The following is a 19,684-nucleotide window of genomic DNA, read 5'->3' on the forward strand; positions in this document are numbered from 1 at the left end:
GTTGTTCGTTTTTCCGTTTCTCCCGTTCGGCTTTCGCTTCTTTGTCGAATTTTTCATAAGCATCTACGATACGTTCCACCAGCTTATGGCGTACAATATCTTTCTTGTTCAGTTCGACAAAGCTGATGCCTTTTACCCCTTTCAGGATGCGGAGTGCCTGCACCAATCCCGATGTCTGGGAAGAGGGAAGGTCAATCTGGGTCATATCGCCTGTCACAATCATTTTAGTGTTCATACCCATACGGGTGAGGAACATTTTTATTTGCTGTGCGGTGGTATTCTGTGCTTCGTCAAGAATTACGACTGCATCATTCAGTGTACGTCCGCGCATAAAGGCTAACGGGGCAATCTGTATAATGTTCAGTTCCATGTATTCCTTTAACTTGGCGGCAGGTATCATATCTTGAAGCGCATCGTACAAGGGTTGCAGATACGGGTCGATTTTATCTTTCATGTCACCGGGCAGGAAACCCAGCTTTTCTCCGGCTTCTACGGCGGGACGACTGAGGATAATCTTCTTGATTTCCTTGTTTTTCAGCGCACGTACGGCAAGGGCAATGGCGGTATATGTCTTTCCCGAACCTGCAGGACCGATGGCGAATACCATGTCATTCTTGGCGAATCCTTCCACCAGTTTCAACTGGTTTTCGCTTCGGGGGATGATAGGCTTGCCCGTGACGCTGAACACGATCACGTTTCCGGTTTGTTCCGTTTGCGGGGCATTCCCTTTTATAATGTCGATGATAACTTCTTCTTTCAGTGAATTATATTCAGCGCAGTATTTTTCGAGTTTGGTGATATTTTCTTCGAAGGCGCACATTTCTTCCTCGTCGCCCAGCACTTTGATGACATTACCACGGGCAACGATACGTAGCTTCGGATATAAAGCTTTAATTAACTGTATGTTGGCGTTGTTTACACCGTAAAAAATAACAGGATCAATATCCTCAAGAACAATCAGTTTCTCTATCATTAAGTTGTATTAAAGAAAAATTTCTGCAAATTTAATGAAACGTTTTGGATTCTCTGATTGTTTGGAGATGAATTTTACTGCAATTATTCTGCCGATAGGATATGAAAATGATATTTATCGGGCAGTGATGTGGAAACAACCCTGTTTCAACTCATACTTGATGTAGCATTTTTCGGCCTGTCGCAAATCTCTCAGAACTTCGGACAGAACAAGTTTCAGAGTATCGGAACCGACATCCTGCAACGGTCTTCCGTCTTTATCCTCCACCTTCTTGAACCGTTTCCAGCTAACGTCAAAAGTTGCTCCGAAGCAATGTGCCGAGTTGGCGGAAGCGTTCACGTTCCTGCGGCGAAGGCGTTTCACATCGCCTTGGGTGCGCAGTACGGAAGTGACGATCACCTGATTGGGGTTTAATCCTTTGGCGGCAAGTGAATCAAGAAAGTTAGAGCCGATTGTGTCGAGCAGCGCACTTGCGCGAGGGACAAGATAGGGGATAGAATGGGTCAGAGAATCTACCACATAGAACTCATTGTCAATGATGTGTGTCAGCTTTTCTTTCATATCTTCCGCTGCTTCGCGGTCTTCCAACGGACGGATACCAACAGCTTTTGCAGCTTCCAGATGTTTATCATTCAAATCAGGGAAAGAACGTTTATAGCTGACTACGCCACGGATATTGCGTGGTTCGTTCAGTTTCAATGACATATCTTTCTTTTTGCAACCGGAAGTGAGTGTTGCAAATCCTATAATCAGCGAAAATAGTGGTAATATACGAAGTTTCTGTATAGTCATTTTGTATTTTTTGCCTGCAAAGTTATATGAAAACGTTGGAATATACATATGAAATTAGAAAGAATAACAGGGAAATCTTATCAGTATATTCTCAAGCAATTCTCACTGCTATGAGAAAAAATACTCACTGCTATGAGAAAAAATACTCATCGCTATGAGAAAATATTCTCATAAGGATGAGTATTAATTCTCATCACCGTGAGAAAATGTTCTTATCACGATGAGAAAATATTCGATTCTGTACTTAATGAATAATGCGCTTTCTTATCCTTTTTTCTCTTCAGCTTTTGTTGTAGGCTTCTCTTCCGTTTTACTTTCCGGATTAATTATACCTTTCACTGTTTCACCGATAGGCAATTTGTCCAATACGCCGAGACTTGGAGCTACTGTTTTCACCAATGTGTTCAAGAAGTTGCTTGTCCCTCCGTTTCCACCGTCGAATACAGTGATATTTCCTAAATTCATGTGTTCGAACGCCTTGACCTGTTCGCCGGCAATTTCCTTCCACTGGTCTACCATCTTATATTGGATGGCGATAGCCGGATTCGATTCGGCTGCTCTTACCATCGCTTCGAAGCCTTCCGCTTCGGCAAGCAGTGAGCGTTTCTTACCTTCCGCTTCCGCTTCCAGTTTCATTTGGATAGCTTTTGCTTCCGCTTCGGCTTGTGCCAAAGTCGCTTTAGCACGGGCTTCCGCTTCGCGGGTAATCTTTTCAGCGATAGCGTTTGCCTGAAGAATAGCTTCCTGTCTTGCGATTTCGGCAGGAACAATCTTTTCCGCTTTCAATGAAGATTCAACTTTACGGGCTTTTGCTTCTTCCACCTCTTTTTGCGCAATTTCACGGGCAGTCTGTACGGCAGCTTCCGATTTGGCGGCAGCTTCACCGGCTTGTTTGTCGGCATTGGCTTGTGTCACGGCCAGTTCGGCATTAGAGAGGGCTACCTCTTTTTGTGCGTCATTCCGTCCGATGGCAGCTTTCTTGGCCGCTTCCGCCTGTTTGATTTCCATATCCGAATTCAGTTCGGCAACGCGGCTTTCCTTTTCGGTATTTGCCTGCTCGATACGGATATTCTTTTCAGCTTCGGCTTTTGCTACTTGCGATTCTTTTTCCGCATTGGCGATAGCTACTTGGGAAATTCTGTCCTTATCTGCATTTGCAACAGAGATTTCCTGTTGTTTCTTAGTTTCCGCGATAGCGATATCCTGGTCTTTGCGAGTTTCCGCCACTTTCGTTTCGCGTTCCTTAATCTGGTTCGCGATTTTGATAGCACCCAGTTTTTCCTGTTCCTCGATGTTGGCTTGTGCCTCGTTCAATGCCTTACTTTCAGCTTCTTTACCCAAGTTGACGATATAGTTGGCAGCATCGCGGATGTCACTGATATTGATATTCATCAGGTACAAACCGAACTTGCGGAGTTCCGTATCAATATTGTCTTTTACTTTGGAAAGGAACTTGTCGCGGTCGGAGTTCAACTCTTCAATGGTCATGTCGGCAATAACCAGACGCATCTGACCGTAAACTACATCTGTAATCAGGTTTTGTTTGTCGTCTATAGTCAGTCCGAGCATACGTTCGGCAGCGTTTTGCATTACGTCTGCATCTGTGCTGATGGCTACGGTAATAGTGGTAGGCACATCTACACGGATATTCTGTGCGGATAGTGCGCCTGTCAGCTTGCAGTCAATCTGCATCGGTTTCATTGACAGGAATTCGTAGCCCTGGATAATCGGCCATACGAAAGCAGCTCCACCGTGGTATAACTTCGCAGATTTCTTTTCTCCTCCTGTCTTACCATATACGACGAGGACTTCGTCACTCTTACATTTGCGGTAGCGAGAAAGGATACCGATAAAAGTGAGCAGAATGACCGCCACTAGTATTGCGGCCATAATTAGCATTTCTTGTGTCATAGAATTGTGTAAATTTGAATAGTTATTGAATATATAATGTTCCGTCCTGATACTTGGTGATAACAGTGCGATCTCCGGTTTGATACGTCTTTCCCGATTCGGAGATTACGTCTATTTCGCGCATGGCTCCATTGCGGCTTGTCTGTACGGTGTACTTACTGTTGTTTTGCTTGAAGTAAATGGTACATTCGCGTCCCACGAGTTCGTCGGTTGCTTCGGAGCGGTTCACTTGTTGCAGTTGATAGGCTTTTTTGTACAGAAACCATACGGCGAAAACAAAGAACAGTCCTACCAGGATACCGATAACATAACTTTGGATTTCTGTGTTGCCTGCGAGATACATGTACCAGCCGAAGCCGATACCAAAGTGGGTGAGTCCTTTGAAAGAGACTACACTGCTGATGTCGGCATCCACGTCTACATCTGCATCCATATCTCCGAAAAAGATTGATAAAACAAACTGAATTGCGAATATACCCGTTGTCACAAGGGCGATAATAAGGAATATGGTGTTACTCATAATTTTGAGATATTGGTGAATTATGTTTATTTGTTCTCCAAATATACGGTTTTGTGTGAACTATGCAAAGAATATTTATATAAAGTTGCATTTCCGGCTTTTATCTAATAAATCCTCGGATGTGTGAGAAAAAGTCCCCACCCACTCAGCGCTATCTTCACAGGCCGCCTCTGAGTGGAATGAGGAACACAAACAAAACAAACAATATTTTGTATTTCTTTAATTATGGGGTTATGAGATTCCGTACTCTTACGGAGCGTTTTCTTTTATATATCATCAGGACAATCAAGTACCAGTATCGAATCTTCACATGAGATAATGGGACATTTGTCTAGTATATCGAGATTTATTTCTATTTTGAAACGGCCGCAGACATCATGAACTTTGTGTTTGAAGTCAGCAAAACCCTTCATGAATTTCTCAATCCGGTTGGCTGAATGCTCGTAAGCATACCAGTGTCCGTCCTCTTCAAACAGATAGGCTTGTCGCATATCTGATGATTCTAATTGCAGGATGTCTCTTTGTTCCATAATTTTTAGTTTTAAGTTCTATATCTTATTTGACTATTTCTACGTCGCGTACACAACGTAATATATGTTTATTTTTATTATCAACCTCATTTGATAGATACAAAGCTTTTGTATCGCCACAAAAGAATCTTAAATTTCCAGCATTTTTGCCTTTATCTATGGTGTATCTCCATTTAGTTCGTGATATGGCATCGAAGACTAAATTCTTGTCTACTATGTACATTAGCATCATTTCTCTTTGGTTGGGGGCTCTCCAAAGCCCTTTGTCACTTTCGTCACTATTCTCTGAATAGTTCTTACACAAGCTAAGGTCATTGTCAGAGGTCAAACGATAATAGGTTTTTCCTGAGTTCTTTATCGGGTCATTGGTATCATACCAGCATGAACGTATAGTGGTATACCAAGTACTGAGAGTGAAAAATGAATTTTCTTCATATACAAGTATATTATTATTTAATGCTTTTGTATCTTGATATGCTTTCTTAGACACTTGAAATGCTTTATAAGGTTTATTGCCTTCGTCAAAGTTGTCATGAATTCCTATTTCACCTTTCTTGAGTCGTGAACCCCGTATATTCTGGGCAGTTAATCGTGACATCTTAAAAACTAGTTGGGCAGTAATTATTTCGTCCTCTTTGCTTTGTTGATTGTACACTTTTACGCGTGTACCTTGATCGAGGTATTCAAATGCTTGTTGAGGATATTCGTCTCTTTTTAATTCTTCATTGGGTGCTTTGTCCAATCCTAAGTTACGTACACATCTGAAATTGTGCGGGAGATCCTTTTCTTCAGTAGTATATGTGGGATAGTCACCAACAGAAGCGCCTTCTTCCGACCAAATACGCTTTTTGTCACTGGTCGTATAATGATGGTCTGTCCTGTCTGCATACACAAATGAAATATTGTTGGCATCATATAAGGGGGTTGGCAGGCTTTTTGCTCCCAGATACATACCCATTAATTGCTCACTGGTCGGTACAAACCATTTTACTTCGTCCAATGTTATCTCACCATCTCCGTTTTCATCACGATTTCGTGATAAGCAACGTCCCAAAGCGATAGCCTCGGCATTGGTAGTGAAAGTATTCATTTTCTCATCCGGTTGTTCAAGATTCACGTGGGCAGCCCATGATGTGTTTTTGCTCAAATACTTCCAAGTATTCCACAATCCGTTGGCCGACGACATTTCATTGGCTATATTCGGTGCTCCCCATTTGGCCAGTCCTGTCTCATTGATATGTTCCATACCTAGTGCCAATGCTGATTCTGTGCTATAGTATGTTTGTATCGAACGTTGCGTAATCATATATCGGGCTTTGGCATAACTGCTATTGCCATCCAAACTATACTTGGGAGCATAGACCAGCATTATGTAGCGGTTGTCTGCATTTGCAAAATGCCGCCAGTAAGTTTTAGGTTCATTCCCCCAATTTGTACCTTTAGGAGCTTCGGTATAATAATATTCGTCTATAAAAACGGTATAGTAATATGTCTTGTCTTCATTCTTGTCTGCGCTTTGATCTTCATTATAACGCTTTATTACATCATCGGCGAGTCCGAACAGGTCGACCAGTTCGTTTTTGTTGTATTTTTGTAGTTTTGCATTGGAATTATCTTTTCCATGGGATTGGAAATGAATCCAATGATAGTCTTGTTTGGCGCCATTTCCCCTGTCAGGTTCACTTTGTTCTGTCACTTCACCGAAAGGAGTCTTTACTAAAAATTTCAGTCCTCCTCCTGTTCCATTGTTTCTATCCACTACATTATTGTAACTGAATCCCATTATAAAGCAATTGTAATGTGCGTCTAAAGTACGTACTTCTGCTTCAGAATCCACAACGTCACCTTCGGCACCTGGGCGATTTTCTTCCCCTTCCGTTACTTCTACTATAATGTCTGTTACGTCATTGATAATTAAATTATATGTATAGTTGGTGTTCCGCTTGCTTGTGAAGATATCCGGATTGTTGCGCCCACCTCCCAAGTGTATTCTATACCGTACGGTGGCTACACGTTTGCCATCGTTGGAGCCTTCGTTTTTGATTTCCAGCTCAGCTTTAAACTCGACATAAGTCGCATACTTTTCCGAATATTTATATTCACCGGTATTTGTACCGTCGTCGTTTTTCACTTCTGCTTCCCGTTTGGCATACTCTTTCGTTTTATCTGCTGATGACGGATCAATGGAAGTCACTGTACCATCCTTTTCGACGTATGATTTTGAACTTTTTATATTTTCCAGCATATAAAAATCGAATATGCGAGAGTTATCATCTTCATTTGTACTGAATGCGGTACTTACTATACTGTTTCCGTAATCACTATCTTGGGTAAAACTATTCACTTCCGGTTGCTCTATCACATTCGATTTTAGCGGAACATATTTCACTTGCCAACTGGTAGGAGTGAAGGATGTTACTTTTTCTCCTACTTTTATTTTAAAAGTGATATGAGAGTCTAGGCGCGAAAGTTGTATTTTGCCACTGGATATTTTCCCATGTTCATCAATCACACAGTATCCTTCTTTCTTGCCTTCTGCCGGAATGGTCGTATTGAATGTACCGCTCATTACCAGGCTGCCTTGTATACGCTGTACGTTGGCTTCGTTTAGACTAACGATTACTCCGGACAGATCCTCGAACTTTTTCACAGCGTCCAACTTGTTCAGTATGGATTCCAGTTCGTTCGTTTCCGAATTGGCTATTGCATAAATAAAACTTTCACCACTGGTAGTTTCTAGCGCAAAGTTTCCGCTTTCTTTATTTTCCAGTGAACTGCTTATTTCATCTGTACTGTAGAACTTGCTGGTCTTCAGCTTTCCGGCATTGTCGAATACAAATACATAGAGGTCGTTTATTCTGTTTTCTTCTGTTCCAGGAAGTGCACGGGTTTGTTTCTCCATGCCTGTGACAGACAGACCGAATTTGATTGTAACCGGAATTCCTTCTTTCACATTGGTGACAGAATATATTTCATCATCTGCACAAGCACTAAGAAATGCGCAGATAATAATCGGATATATTATATTCGTTATCACTTTCAGTATGCTGTTTTGCTTTTTCATCTGATTTGCCTCCTTCTATTAATCGAATGACGGGACATCAATATTCTCTTCATCCCACGCTTTTACTTCATATTCTAATGTTACATCCATTTTCACACTTGTGATGTTGAATACATACATGTGGTTGCGAAGAACATTATAGTCTTTTCCATTTTCACTGAATGGTATGGTATAACTTTTTTCTTTACCTCTGGCCACCGCTTTGATGACCAAATATATTTTCTTTTCAGTTTGTGCTCCCGTATTCTGATGTTCCGGAATGTAGAATTTGTTTTCAATCTTGTTGCCTTCTGTCCCGTTCAGTATGCCGGAAGTCAGGAAGTCGGCAGATAATGTGGAGTTTCCCGGTATGGACGGACCATCGTTTTCTATGGGTGCGCAATATCCTTGTGTATTATAATTGTGCAACCGGACTTCGGTGATTTTGAAATCTGTTATTCCCTTTCCATCGTTGACCATTACATTCACTTTGGCAACTGCGCGTTTCAGGGTGAGATCTCCTATATTATTCTTTCCCGATGTGATGGACGCGATAGTACCTTCACCCCACATCGGAATATTTGTCGAATAATTCATTTCTTTATTGTAGCCGAACACTAACTGTTTGTATAAATCAGTCTTACTGTCTCCCGGTGTCATCGTCACATCTTCTACCTTTTTGTTTTTTGCGTTAACAATTACGATAAAGTCCATGCGGGTACCGGTGCTGTATGTCCCAGACAGTTTTCCTTCTATAAACCGGTTACCTTCTTCGTCTCTCTTTCCGATAAGTACGTATTTAATTTGTTCTACGAACCTGCCTTCTACGAAAGTGTATATTTGGGCATCATTGATTTCACGTTCAGCTACCAAACCCTCGGATTCACCGTCAATACCCCGTGTAGGAATATCCGGAAAAGTTAATGCAAAATTAATCTTTGCACCCTCTACTGGCGCTCCCGGAATGTTCTTATATATATTATCATCTATAACTCCGTCTGTGACACATGACGTTGCCATGATGCTGAGGACAGCCAGCAGATAATATGTCAATTTAGAGTATTTCATTTTACAGTTCAATATCATTAAGTTGGATAATCCAATCGTTTACATCAATTACGGTTTTAATCAGTGCAAGTTTCTCATCTACGAAAATAATCATGCTGTAATTATCTTCGCGATCCAGATATTCTTGGAGGGTATAATTCCGGTCTTTATACTTCTCTAGTTGGAGCAGCTCCAAATATTTCACTAAGTTGGGACTGTGAAACAGGGTTTCGTTTGTTGCGGAGTTGGTGATAGTCAACTGTGGGGTTTTGTTCTCCATCAGTCTCGCTACACTTATCTCGCTGACAACGGCATTGTATTCTTCAGCCTGTTCGTATCCTGCACTGAAAGCTCTTGTTCGGACAACTTCCGATTCGACAACAAATGGTTTGTAAGTCAATAGATTGTCTTCCAGCAGCGAGTTATCATAATTCATATATCCGTTGTCATCATAAATGTTGCATTTGAATGTTTCCTTTGTCAGTGTTCTTGTCACCGGACCAACTGACTGGTTGACTTGTGCTACGACTATACGGATGTTATTGGTGTTTTTCACTAAAGACACAATGCTGATCTGTTCCCTGCCGTTTCGGGTAGTAGGAGCGTTTTTTACTTCACCATGCCAAAGTGAATGTAACTCTTGTTCTACAATGTAATTCTCTTTTTCATTTTCCGCATCAGCCCTCGTTACTACTTTGCGTAGCGTTTTCACTTTCAACTCTTCTATTTGAGATTGCTCCGGATATAATAAAGGTACTGCGAATGATTCATTATTTAATCCTGCCCATGCGATAAGGTGAAACTTCGACGGATCGATATCTACTTTCATAGAGTAATTTCCATCTCCCAATTGTTCGCCCTGATCTGTTTTCTGATAAACAAGATTGTTATTGTCGTCAAAAGCATAAAGTGTTACTGTTCTAACTTGTTTGGCAAAAACGTCTACTTCCTCCATGTTGTAGTCATATTTGAATTTTACACAGTATTCGATGCTACAATCTCCGTCATTGTAATCTAATATAGAGTCACAAGATGTAATTGTACCAGCCAATAATGTGAGCAACAATATCTTGTTGACTTTTTCATGTATGGTTGTTAGTATTTGTCTCATTATTCTCACTTTTTATGCTTTTAGAAAGTAATGTTTTGTTTGAATGTAATGCCTTTTGTCTTTTTGTAAGGAGAAAATCGGGAGAGGGAAATCATCTCCCGATTTTCTTGTTTACTTTGATAGCTATTGATTAAAGATCAATCTCGTTCTTATGTATAGTCCAAGGTTGGATATTTGCTGTAATTGTTAATTTTGTATCAGATTCAGGAGTCGGAGGAGTACTTGTCGGCCATCCTAAGTCTTTAACAGAGTTAACTGCAAGCTGGTACCAATTGTTCCGGATAATTGAACATCCTTGACCTGCGTGCTGGATAGCTGCTTCGTAATAACATAAACCATCCTCGTATTTGATGATACCATTGGCAGCGAGGTATTCAGCATTTCCTTCTGTTTCGCTCAGATTATTGTAATCAACTCTCATTTCTGCCCAGCTTTTGTAGATTGTTTTTTCATCTCTTACATAGTTCCCATCTTCATATATTGGATTCACTTTTACATAAAATGTTTCAGCTTCTTCTAATGTCGGGTTCTCTTCTGATCCGGTAGCGTAGTATACTTGTGCCTGGTAATGTACATTGGTAGCTTTTGCCTTGGTTTCCTCGGTCCAATCTCCACCAACTTTGTTTTCTAAACAGTAAGTAATTCCGGCAGCGATCCATCTATAGTCTGTTTTGTAGACCTGCAGATATGGCTCTGCTCCTGTCCAGCTTGTCTCATTAGTCAATACATATGAGTCCTTTACTAAATTAGAATAGGAATGACCTACAAATTTTGCAACTAACCAATTTTTATCTCCTTTTACGGTATATGTTGATTCGGATATTTTGAAGTTTTTTTCAGAATCAGTTCGTTCATCCAATTTAGCACTAACGCGGTCTACGTTAATCGTTGCTTTATTCTCATCTGTACCTGCTGTTATGGTTATATCACCCTTAGAGCCACTCATTAAGAAATTGTCATCTTTGGCAATACTTGAAGCAAGGTAGTCCAATCCATTGCTCGGTAATGCTTGTGCTCCGATTTGCAGTGCTTTAAAATCCTCAGTATTTTTTGCAGCATTTATTTCTGCGTTTAATTTATCAGATGGATTTACAAATGCGTAAATTGTAATATTACTACCTGCAGCTACACTAAAAGCAGGAGTGCTGGCTACTACTTCTTGATTAGCATTAGGGTTATCATTTGTTACTGTGAGATTGTTCTTTACAATGAGTTTGTTACCTCCATAGTCTAATACGATTGTAGCAGTAGTGATTGCTGATTCTTCGTTACTTCCGGCATCTTTGCCTTCCTCGCTGACTGCTCTTGATTTTCCGGTTGCTGAAGTAAAGTTAACTCTCATCGTTGCTTGTTCGCCTGTTGGAGTTTGGATACCGTTATCAATAAATTCTTCTTCGTTGCTACAAGCTGTCATAGCAGCTACTGCTAAACTTGCTAATAATAAATTCTTAATTTTCATTTTTTTGAGTTTAATGTGAGATGCAATAATAATTTCTTTCTTTAATTGCACACTACATATTATTATATGTAGTCATGCTGGTTTATTCTTTTCTTTTTTGGGGAAGAGCCATCTAAAGGATGAGGACCGATTGTTTTATGAAAAACATCATTTCTTCTTTATTGGAAGCCCTTATATATGATAAGGTAAAAAGTAACTTCCTGGTGGAGTTGGTTTGTTTGTTTCTTATAGGCAATGTTTCTTTTATTTGTTTATTACTTAGATTATTGTTTGCTTGTTTCAAGGAAACTTTTGTTCCTTATCGACGTTGCAAAGGTATGGGAGAAAAACTAAAGCGTTAATCGGTGTTTATTTCAATTTTCAAGGTGATTGTTTCAATTAAAAAAATGCATTTTTTTGAGTGGTGAATCAGTCGTTTTATGAATGATTATTGGTGTTGTTGAATGAATAACCGCTCTCGCTTTCTTTTTACCGTTGTTGTATATATTGTCGTATCATTTCGTTTTTTGTTTGTTTTTGATGCAGAATATACAACTTTACGGGAGGAGATGGATGCTTTGTGTTTCATTCATGCATTATTGAACGATTTATAGCTTCTCTTTCATATAAAAAACGCACGACCTTCACAGGTAGTGCGTTCTTTAATCATTAGGGGTTAATTTATTAATATAATAAATTACTGAGGGTTAAGTCTTTTGTCCGTGTCTTTATTTTGTAGGGTAATTCTGTTTCTTTTTCAGTTCTTTCAGGTTTGCGTCGGCTTGTGCATGTAGGCCGGCTTCTTTGGCTGCTTTGAAATAAATTTCCGCTGTCTCCAGATCACCTTCCAGCATGGCGATGACTCCAAGGTTATTGAGTGTCTCGGCAGCTTTTGGATCAGCTTTGGCTAGATGCTTCTTGGCAACAGCCATGTCGCCACTTTTTTGGATTTCCATTGCTCCGGCATTCAGGTTTGCTATCGGATCGTCTGGGAACATTGTTGCAGCTACCAGAAAAGAGTGATTGAACTCTTCGCTTCCTGGTTCGTAACTTTGCGCTACCAGATAGATTTCCTGCAAACTCAACAGTTGCGGGCGTTTATTGATAATCTCTTTCGACTCTTCGAGGTTGAAGCCGCGCACTGTATAATTGACGGTATAGTCCGAATGGCGAAGTGCCGGATAGCATGTGTCTAATATATATTGGTATCCTTGCGGACCTGCCAGCTTAGCTATGGCGTGTTCTTTTTTGTCGATGTCCAGGCTTTCATCATTCATTAAACGAAGTATTTCGTCTTTCTTATCCAATGATGAGGTGGCAACAAACTTGCGGAAACCAGCCCAATCTTCCGGAGTCGATTCCGAAGTTATTAGCTTCTTGTCAAAGTTGTAATAACTGCTCACATAGTCTACCAATGCTTTGGTGCGTTCTTCTGCCAAACGGGTGTTGTTGGCATAACCTCCTTCGGGCGAAGCGTATCCATGAATCTTGATGCTGGTGAGTGTAGTATTCTTGTCGTTGCGTACGGTGTCTATTGTAGCGCGTATTTTAGCTAGTTCGATCGTGTTGCGACGGTACTCCGGGTAGATAATGTATTTGTTGACCGGAAAGTCCAGATAAGCACTTCCTTCTACTGCACGATGTTTTACGCCTTCGGCTTGTGGAGTGATATAGGCAATGGAGGGCTGTAATTTCAACGGAGAAATGTTCAGCCGGGTGATTAATTCACCGCTGTTTTCCTCCAGAATGTCGCAACAGCCGCATATATCAATGTTTAACTTCATATTTGCCGTGCGCATCCATGCTTCAAATGGTATCTGTATCAGATAGCTTATTTTTTGTTCTTCAGTTTGCTTGCGGCGAATGACCGTATATGTATTTTCGAAGTTTTTGTGATTGCGTTGATTGACGATGTTGCGTTTGCGTCCGTACACTATGATAGACGGCAATGCTTTTGTCTGTCCGTCCGCTTCGAGAAACGGGGTAAGCGTAGCGACATTGTTGGAAGCTATTTTGAGGTTTGTCTGCAAAACAATGTCCAGGTTGATAGTCAGGCGATTGTCATCACTGCGCGTAATAGATTCTTTCTCTATACGCACTTGATTTTTATACAAAGTCTGTGCATTCCCGTTCAATACAGGCAGCAGACAGAAGAGTATGTATAGAATCTTTTTCATATTTGTTTTGTTTTAGAATAAATAAATTAGACTGACGGCAGCTTTGGTAGGTCCTACATAGTTCTTGTGTCCTTCCGATACTTTTGCACCGCAAGTCATACACTCGTACTGTTCGTACTTGACGCGTGCGTAACCTACGCCAATATTTCCTTCCAGATTCCAGTGTTTACCTAAAATCCATTGGTATCCGTAAGAAATCCCGGCTCCAAAGAAGTTGCCTTTGAAACGGTGGTCTGTCAGTTCAGACCAAATGCCCCAAGGCATATCGATAGCGGCTGCCTGATAGACACCTCCATGAATATGGAATCCCACAAAATGTCCGTTGAACTTGTCGCAGAACCAATAACGGAGTTCAGGCTGAATGGCGAGCATCTTCATCATTTTCTGATCTTTGTATTTCCATGGATTATAATTGGCATACAAATCCAGCGTTAATTTCTTACTTAAGCCGATCTCAGCTCCAAGGTTGATGATTTTCATCGCGTCCATTACAATGTTGGTTTTTACTCCGACTACCTGGCTATATAATAAGGTAGAAGCAAACATGGTAATGAACAAAAATAAAATTCTTTTCTTTTTCATCGCATGATGGGTTTTGTTTGTTGATGTGCAAAGATACGTGTTATATGAATTGACGTTAATTGGTAGATTCATCTTTCTTTGATAAGTTCTCGATGAAAATAAATAAGTACAGGGCATTTTTTCGTTCTGATAGGTGGTGAGTGATTCGAGGTTTATAGGGTGTGTTTTTATCATTCTTATTGAATGATTTACATATGATTGGTTGTTTAATACTTGTATATCTTGTTTTATTACTTGAATGGGTTGTATTTCATTCGTTAAAGAGTGGTAATTTATTCATTTCTCCTCTGAAAAAGTTTTTCTTATTGAATAAAACGCCTATGTTTGTACCAGCAAGCAGAATGATAAAGTATCGGTAACAGGAAAACTAACATTAAGATTCCCTCCTGAGGAACAGAGACAAACAAACAGTAAATGATGTGAAATGTATAAGGGTGGCAAAAGTAAGGGTTTGCAAACCTGTAAAAAATAGGAGGAAATAGTATGAAGACAATTAAATTCTTTTTCGTATCTGTTATAGCATTAACTTTCGTGGCATGTTCTAGTGCCGAAGATGAACGTTTTGAAGATAACTCTTCAAACTTTGAGTCTATCAAATCTTTATATGGTATTGAATCTGTAAGTAACGTTGCAGATATTGGTAATGTCCCTTCTGTTACAGCAGAAGAGATGCAGGGCGTATTGGAATCTCTTCGTCAGAACGGTAATGTAATTCGTGAATGTAAATCTGAAAATGTGGAAGGTTATTTTGGGGAAGATGGAGATAGGCAGTCCGTGAGGATGATTGCCGAATATCAGGCACGTACGAGGGCGGGTGCTTTCCTGGAAGAATTCGCATTGTGTGTTTCGTTGAATTTTAATGTGGATGAAGATACGGTATATTATATTGGAACTACCTATTCTTCTTCTACCGATTTGTTTTGTTGGAAAGGATATGGCGCTTCTTTATCAACAACTGTTGGAGGTGGAAACGTCTTTACGGCTATCACTCACCTTTATTTCCGTGTGAGTGACCAGAAAGATTGCCTGGTTAAAGTTCCGGTAGATTTCAAAGGGAACTATAATTTTAATGCCGGTCATGGAACTTACAGCTTCACTCTTTCTAATTGTCATAAATGATTTAATGCAAATAGCCTCAACAGGTATTTATTGAGATACATAATATAGAGGAACCAAACAGCAAATATGCGTCACTCGAGACGAACAAACAATGTAAAAAGAGCGATGAAAAGTTTGTTAACTTGTAAAAAGTTGGCAAGCTTTTGCTTTATTGTGAATTATTTCTAAAAAAAAGTGATATATAGTCCGCTACTAATATAATTACCTACCTTTATCGCACATATCACATGAACAAAATATACTTAAAATATGAAGAAGGCTTGTTTCCTGTTATTGCTGTTGTCCCGATTTATTGCTGTGTATTCTATAGATACTCATTGGGATTTGGTTCCGATGGTCATTAAAAATGAAGCTGGAAATAACACTATATATAATATATGCTATGGGAGTAATGACTTTATTTGGCTTTCTACGGATAAAGGTATTACCCGTTATGACGGATTCCGATTTCGTGACTATCCTTTAATAATGAGTATGGATTCTCTTTCGATGCCTCTTCATCAAACAGTTAAATCTTTGCGTGAGGGTCCTGACGGGTTGTATTATGCTTTATTATTTCAAGGTGGAATTACTTGTTTTGACCATGTGAATGAAACGTTTTTGCCATTGAGCTTTGACAAGCCTTTCAAGTTGAATGAGGTGCTGGATTTTTGCTGGCATGGCGGAAAATTATATCTAGCTACTTTACAGGGATTGTATGAAACTTCCGTTTCCCGCAAAACAGAAAGAAAGGGTGAATCCGTATTTTGTGTGTTGAATCCGGAACCTTTAATAAAGGGAAAGATTACTGACCTTTGTATGGACGGAAAAGGTAACCTCTATTTTTCTGTGGACGGGAAAAAGGTGATGTCTTATAATATTGCTTCAAAAAAAAGCTCTTTGATTAAGGAATGTAGTGTCGTGAGCAAACTATTTTTACAACAGGGCTATTTGTGGATTTGCGGATTGTGGAATGATATTATATGTTATGATCTTAAGACATATAACGAACGGGTGATTTTAATAAATAAGGCCGATAAGGTGGGAGTCTTCAACTTCCGCGTCACAGATTTGGTTTTTAAGGATAAGAAAACTTTTTATCTGACAACTTGGGACGGATTATTCAAATTAAGTTTTGACAATGAGAATTTGTGTGAGAGCCCGTTTACACAAACTTGGTTGACGGGTGAGGTCAAAGTCACCCGCCCGGATATTGAAAACAGGATGACAAGCTTGTTATGGGATGACAGGCAGCAGATTCTTTGGGTAGGTACTTTTGGCGGCGGAATTGTAAAATTTGATATCAGTAATAGTACATATAGCCGGGTAAAACAGAATTTTGAATCAAGAATAGGCGGTATTGTTGAAGATGATAAGGGATATGTCTGGTTGGCGATGTCCGATGGAGGTATTATGAAGAGTACTGCACCGATGCTTTCGATGGATACACGGTTCGAACGGTGGACAAAGGTATCTGAATTTTCCGGATGTTATACTATCTATAAATGTAGGAATGGGTATATCTGGTTGGGGGACAAACAGGGCAAAATTATTTTTATTAATCCCGTGACTGAGAAAATAGAGTCTTTTCAACTGCAGACGGACGCAGGAAAAAATATGCAGGCAGCTATTCACTGTTTTTGTCAGGATTCACGGAATCGTTTATGGGTAGGTACTTCGGAAGGATTGATACAAGTAGAACCTAAAAGTAACAAATGTAAAAAAACAGATTTGCCTGCCGGGATAAAGAGTATATTTGCTCTGCGAGAAGATAAAGAAGGTAATATTTGGATTGGTACCAATAAGGGACTGAAAAGGATTACGACAGAAGATGACCGGATTAAGGTGGAAGGAAATTATGAAAAAGAGAATGGATTGGAGGAAGCTGCCGTACAGACTATTTATGTGAATAATTATAATCAGATTTATGCAGCTTACCTTAATGCCGTTGTCTGTATTGACGGAAGAGAACAAGAAAAGGTGGAGTCTGTATATACTTTGCAGAATGGATTGCCGAATGGGCATATATGCTGTATGGTCGATGATTATGTCGGTAGCATATGGGCTGGGAATAATGTGGGGGTCATGACGGTTCGAAATGGGCAGACGGCTTTCTATAATTATTTGTTGGTAGGTAACTGCAACTCGGTATGTCGGCTGAACGATGGTCGACTGCTATGGGCAAATTCATGGGGGTTGATTTTCTTTGACCCGTCTGCTGCTAAAGCAACCAAAAGGAAAAAACAGGTGATGCTGACAGATCTGGAGGTGAATGGAGAAACGATTCTGGCGGGAGAAGAACGGAATGGTCAGGTAGTTCTTTCCGCTTCACCGGAAAAGCAGGAGAAACTGGTCTTTTCCAGCAGGAACAATAATTTTCATTTATATTTCTCAGATTTGCGTTACGGAATGTCTCAACGTAAAATAGCCTATCGCTTGCTTCCTATGGATGAGGATTGGAAGATGATGCCCCTTGAGGAAGGTTTGTGGTACAACGGATTATTTCCCGGAGAATATACTTTGCAGACGAAATTAGTATTTCCGGACGGAAAGGAAGGTGAAGTGTATCAGATAGATGTAGTGGTGAAAAGTAAATGGTACTATACAGTGTGGGCTTATATGGCATATGCGGTGTTGACGATTTTGCTGTGCTGGTTTATTTATTCTTATATAAAGAAGAAAGAATTACATAAGCAATTGCGTCGTGACCGGGAGATAATATTACGGGAGAATCTGAATCTGGAAAGAATGAAGCAGGAGCAGAAACGGGAGAAAGAAGAAATGAGAAGACGTCTGCTCATGTTGTTTGTACAGGATTTGCGTACTCCTCTTCTGTTGGTTTTTGCTCCGTTGAAAGATTTGCAAAGTAAATTGAAGGGGCAGGACTCATCTCTGCAAGTGGCATACCGGAATGCGCTCCGTATGTTGGATGCTTGTGACCAGTTGACGGCTATTTACGGGCGACCGGAGGGAATGGCTGTAAAACTGGAAATAGCTTCTTATCCGGTAGAAAAGATAATTGATAGTAATCTTTTTAAGATTCGCGAGGTGTTGAAAGCTTACTCCATAGATTTCCGTAGCGAGATAAGGGTCAGGAAAGAGCTGGAATTTTGTGTGGATAAAAAGAAGATAGAATTTATTATCCATAATCTTTTGACTAACGCTTTCACTCATACAAATTATACGGGGGTCGTCTCTTTCTCTGTATACGAAACGGTATGGGATAATACGACTTATGTTAGCTTGATGGTGGCGGATAATGGAAAGGACGAAGTAAAAACACTTGAACAGCAGTTGAGTGAAGATGATTTGTCGGATAATGAACTGTCTACCACGCAATTGGGATTTCTTACCGTGCAGCAGATGGTTGAAGCTCATCACGGAATGATCTCTTTCGAAAGTTCTCCGGGAAAAGGGACGAAGGTGACGATACATCTTCCTATTGATAAATCTGTCTTTGATAATGATTCGAATATCTTGTTTGTTCATCCGGAAGAACTGACGGAGCCGAAGCCTGAACCGGCAGAAGAACCGGAAGTCTCAACAGATAGCGGGATGACACCGGAATCTCCGGTAGCTGTAGTGTCACCACAGTCTGCTGTCGGAGAAGTGAAACAGTCTCAGATTGTTGCTGATAATAAGAAGACGATATTGATTGTAGAGGATCATAAAGACATTCGTCTGTATTTGAAGGTACTGTTGAGTCAGGAGTACAACTTATTGATGGCAATCAATGGTCAGGAAGGGGTTGATATGGCAATAAAGGAACTTCCCGATCTGATACTCTGTGATGTGATGATGCCGGTAAAGGATGGGTTTGAATGTTGTCGTGAACTGAAAGAGGGACTTGAAACTTGTGGTATTCCTATTATCATGTTGACTGCAAAGGTGGAAGATGAGGATGTCATTCACGGACTGGAATTGGGTGCGGATGATTATATTCTGAAACCTTTTACTCCCAGCATATTAATAGCTAAAATGCGTAACCTGATTAACGGGCGTCAGGCATTGAAGCAGATGTATGCTAAGTTGTTTATGCTGCCCGGTGCGGATGCAGCCGTGATTGATGACGAAACGGAAGAGGTGGCGGAAGAAGTGAAAAAAGAAGATCCGTTTATCAATTCTGTTATTAAGATTATTGAAGAGAATATCTGTGAGGCTGATTTTAGCGTGAAGAAACTAGCATCGGAAATGAATATGAGTCAGCCTACTCTTTATCGGAAAGTAAAGCAGAGTACAGACTATACCATTATCGAACTTATCCGGGGAGTACGTATGCGCCGTGCGGCCGTATTGTTGAAAACCAAACAATATGCAGTGCAGGAAGTGGCGGAAATGGTGGGATATAATGATATACCGACTTTCCGCAAACATTTTGTGGATGCTTTTGGCACAACTCCTTCTACATATGAATAAAAAAATGACTACTTTTGCACGCGAAAACCCTAAAAAGAAGGAATTA

The 19,684-nt window shown here is 40.3% G+C and carries 13 protein-coding genes; 2 read left to right on the forward strand and 11 right to left on the reverse strand.

Annotated features, from left to right (window positions below; all coding sequences use genetic code 11):
- From RDN93_RS18805 to RDN93_RS18855, 11 genes are all read right to left on the reverse strand, one after another.
- Positions 1–973 (reverse strand): PhoH family protein (locus tag RDN93_RS18805; RefSeq protein WP_308746910.1); only part of this gene is annotated, 973 nt, incomplete at its 3' end.
- Between the two features lie 114 nt (positions 974–1,087).
- Positions 1,088–1,765: a DUF5715 family protein gene (locus RDN93_RS18810; RefSeq protein WP_308746911.1), complete on the reverse strand. Its 678-nt coding sequence runs from the start codon at positions 1,763–1,765 to the stop codon at positions 1,088–1,090.
- A gap of 264 nt (positions 1,766–2,029) precedes the next feature.
- Positions 2,030–3,676 (reverse strand): SPFH domain-containing protein, encoded by a 1,647-nt coding sequence (locus RDN93_RS18815; RefSeq protein ID WP_308746912.1) that lies wholly within the window; start codon positions 3,674–3,676, stop codon positions 2,030–2,032.
- A 22-nt stretch (positions 3,677–3,698) separates the two neighbouring features.
- Positions 3,699–4,196 carry a hypothetical protein gene (locus tag RDN93_RS18820; RefSeq protein WP_308746913.1) on the reverse strand — a complete coding sequence of 166 codons (498 nt, stop codon included), beginning with the start codon at positions 4,194–4,196 and terminating at the stop codon, positions 3,699–3,701.
- Between the two features lie 266 nt (positions 4,197–4,462).
- A complete protein-coding gene (locus RDN93_RS18825; RefSeq protein ID WP_308746914.1) occupies positions 4,463–4,726 on the reverse strand; it encodes a hypothetical protein in 264 nt (87 codons plus the stop codon).
- Between the two features lie 25 nt (positions 4,727–4,751).
- Positions 4,752–7,790 (reverse strand): fimbrial protein, encoded by a 3,039-nt coding sequence (locus RDN93_RS18830; RefSeq protein ID WP_308746915.1) that lies wholly within the window; start codon positions 7,788–7,790, stop codon positions 4,752–4,754.
- Positions 7,791–7,808: 18 nt separating this feature from the next.
- Positions 7,809–8,837, reverse strand: coding sequence for a FimB/Mfa2 family fimbrial subunit (locus tag RDN93_RS18835; protein WP_308746916.1), 1,029 nt, complete (start codon positions 8,835–8,837; stop codon positions 7,809–7,811).
- A 1-nt stretch (position 8,838) separates the two neighbouring features.
- Positions 8,839–9,927, reverse strand: a complete 1,089-nt coding sequence (locus tag RDN93_RS18840; RefSeq protein ID WP_308746917.1) for a FimB/Mfa2 family fimbrial subunit — start codon at positions 9,925–9,927, stop codon at positions 8,839–8,841.
- Between the two features lie 130 nt (positions 9,928–10,057).
- Positions 10,058–11,437, reverse strand: a complete 1,380-nt coding sequence (locus tag RDN93_RS18845) for a fimbria major subunit (RefSeq protein WP_308746918.1) — start codon at positions 11,435–11,437, stop codon at positions 10,058–10,060.
- A gap of 656 nt (positions 11,438–12,093) precedes the next feature.
- On the reverse strand, positions 12,094–13,542 hold the full coding sequence (locus RDN93_RS18850; protein WP_308746919.1) for a DUF3868 domain-containing protein: 1,449 nt from the start codon (positions 13,540–13,542) through the stop codon (positions 12,094–12,096).
- A gap of 12 nt (positions 13,543–13,554) precedes the next feature.
- Positions 13,555–14,124 (reverse strand): DUF3575 domain-containing protein, encoded by a 570-nt coding sequence (locus tag RDN93_RS18855; RefSeq protein WP_308746920.1) that lies wholly within the window; start codon positions 14,122–14,124, stop codon positions 13,555–13,557.
- A 483-nt stretch (positions 14,125–14,607) separates the two neighbouring features.
- On the opposite strand from RDN93_RS18855, the gene RDN93_RS18860 reads away from it, so the two are divergent.
- Together RDN93_RS18860 and RDN93_RS18865 are read left to right on the forward strand one after the other, a co-directional pair.
- Positions 14,608–15,243, forward strand: coding sequence for a DUF5033 domain-containing protein (locus RDN93_RS18860; RefSeq protein WP_308746921.1), 636 nt, complete (start codon positions 14,608–14,610; stop codon positions 15,241–15,243).
- Positions 15,244–15,492: 249 nt separating this feature from the next.
- On the forward strand, positions 15,493–19,638 hold the full coding sequence (locus RDN93_RS18865; protein WP_308746922.1) for a response regulator: 4,146 nt from the start codon (positions 15,493–15,495) through the stop codon (positions 19,636–19,638).
- Positions 19,639–19,684 lie beyond the last annotated feature (46 nt).

The sequence above is a fragment of the uncultured Bacteroides sp. genome (assembly GCF_902491285.1).
In the GTDB taxonomy this organism is placed as follows: Bacteria; Bacteroidota; Bacteroidia; order Bacteroidales; family Bacteroidaceae; genus Bacteroides.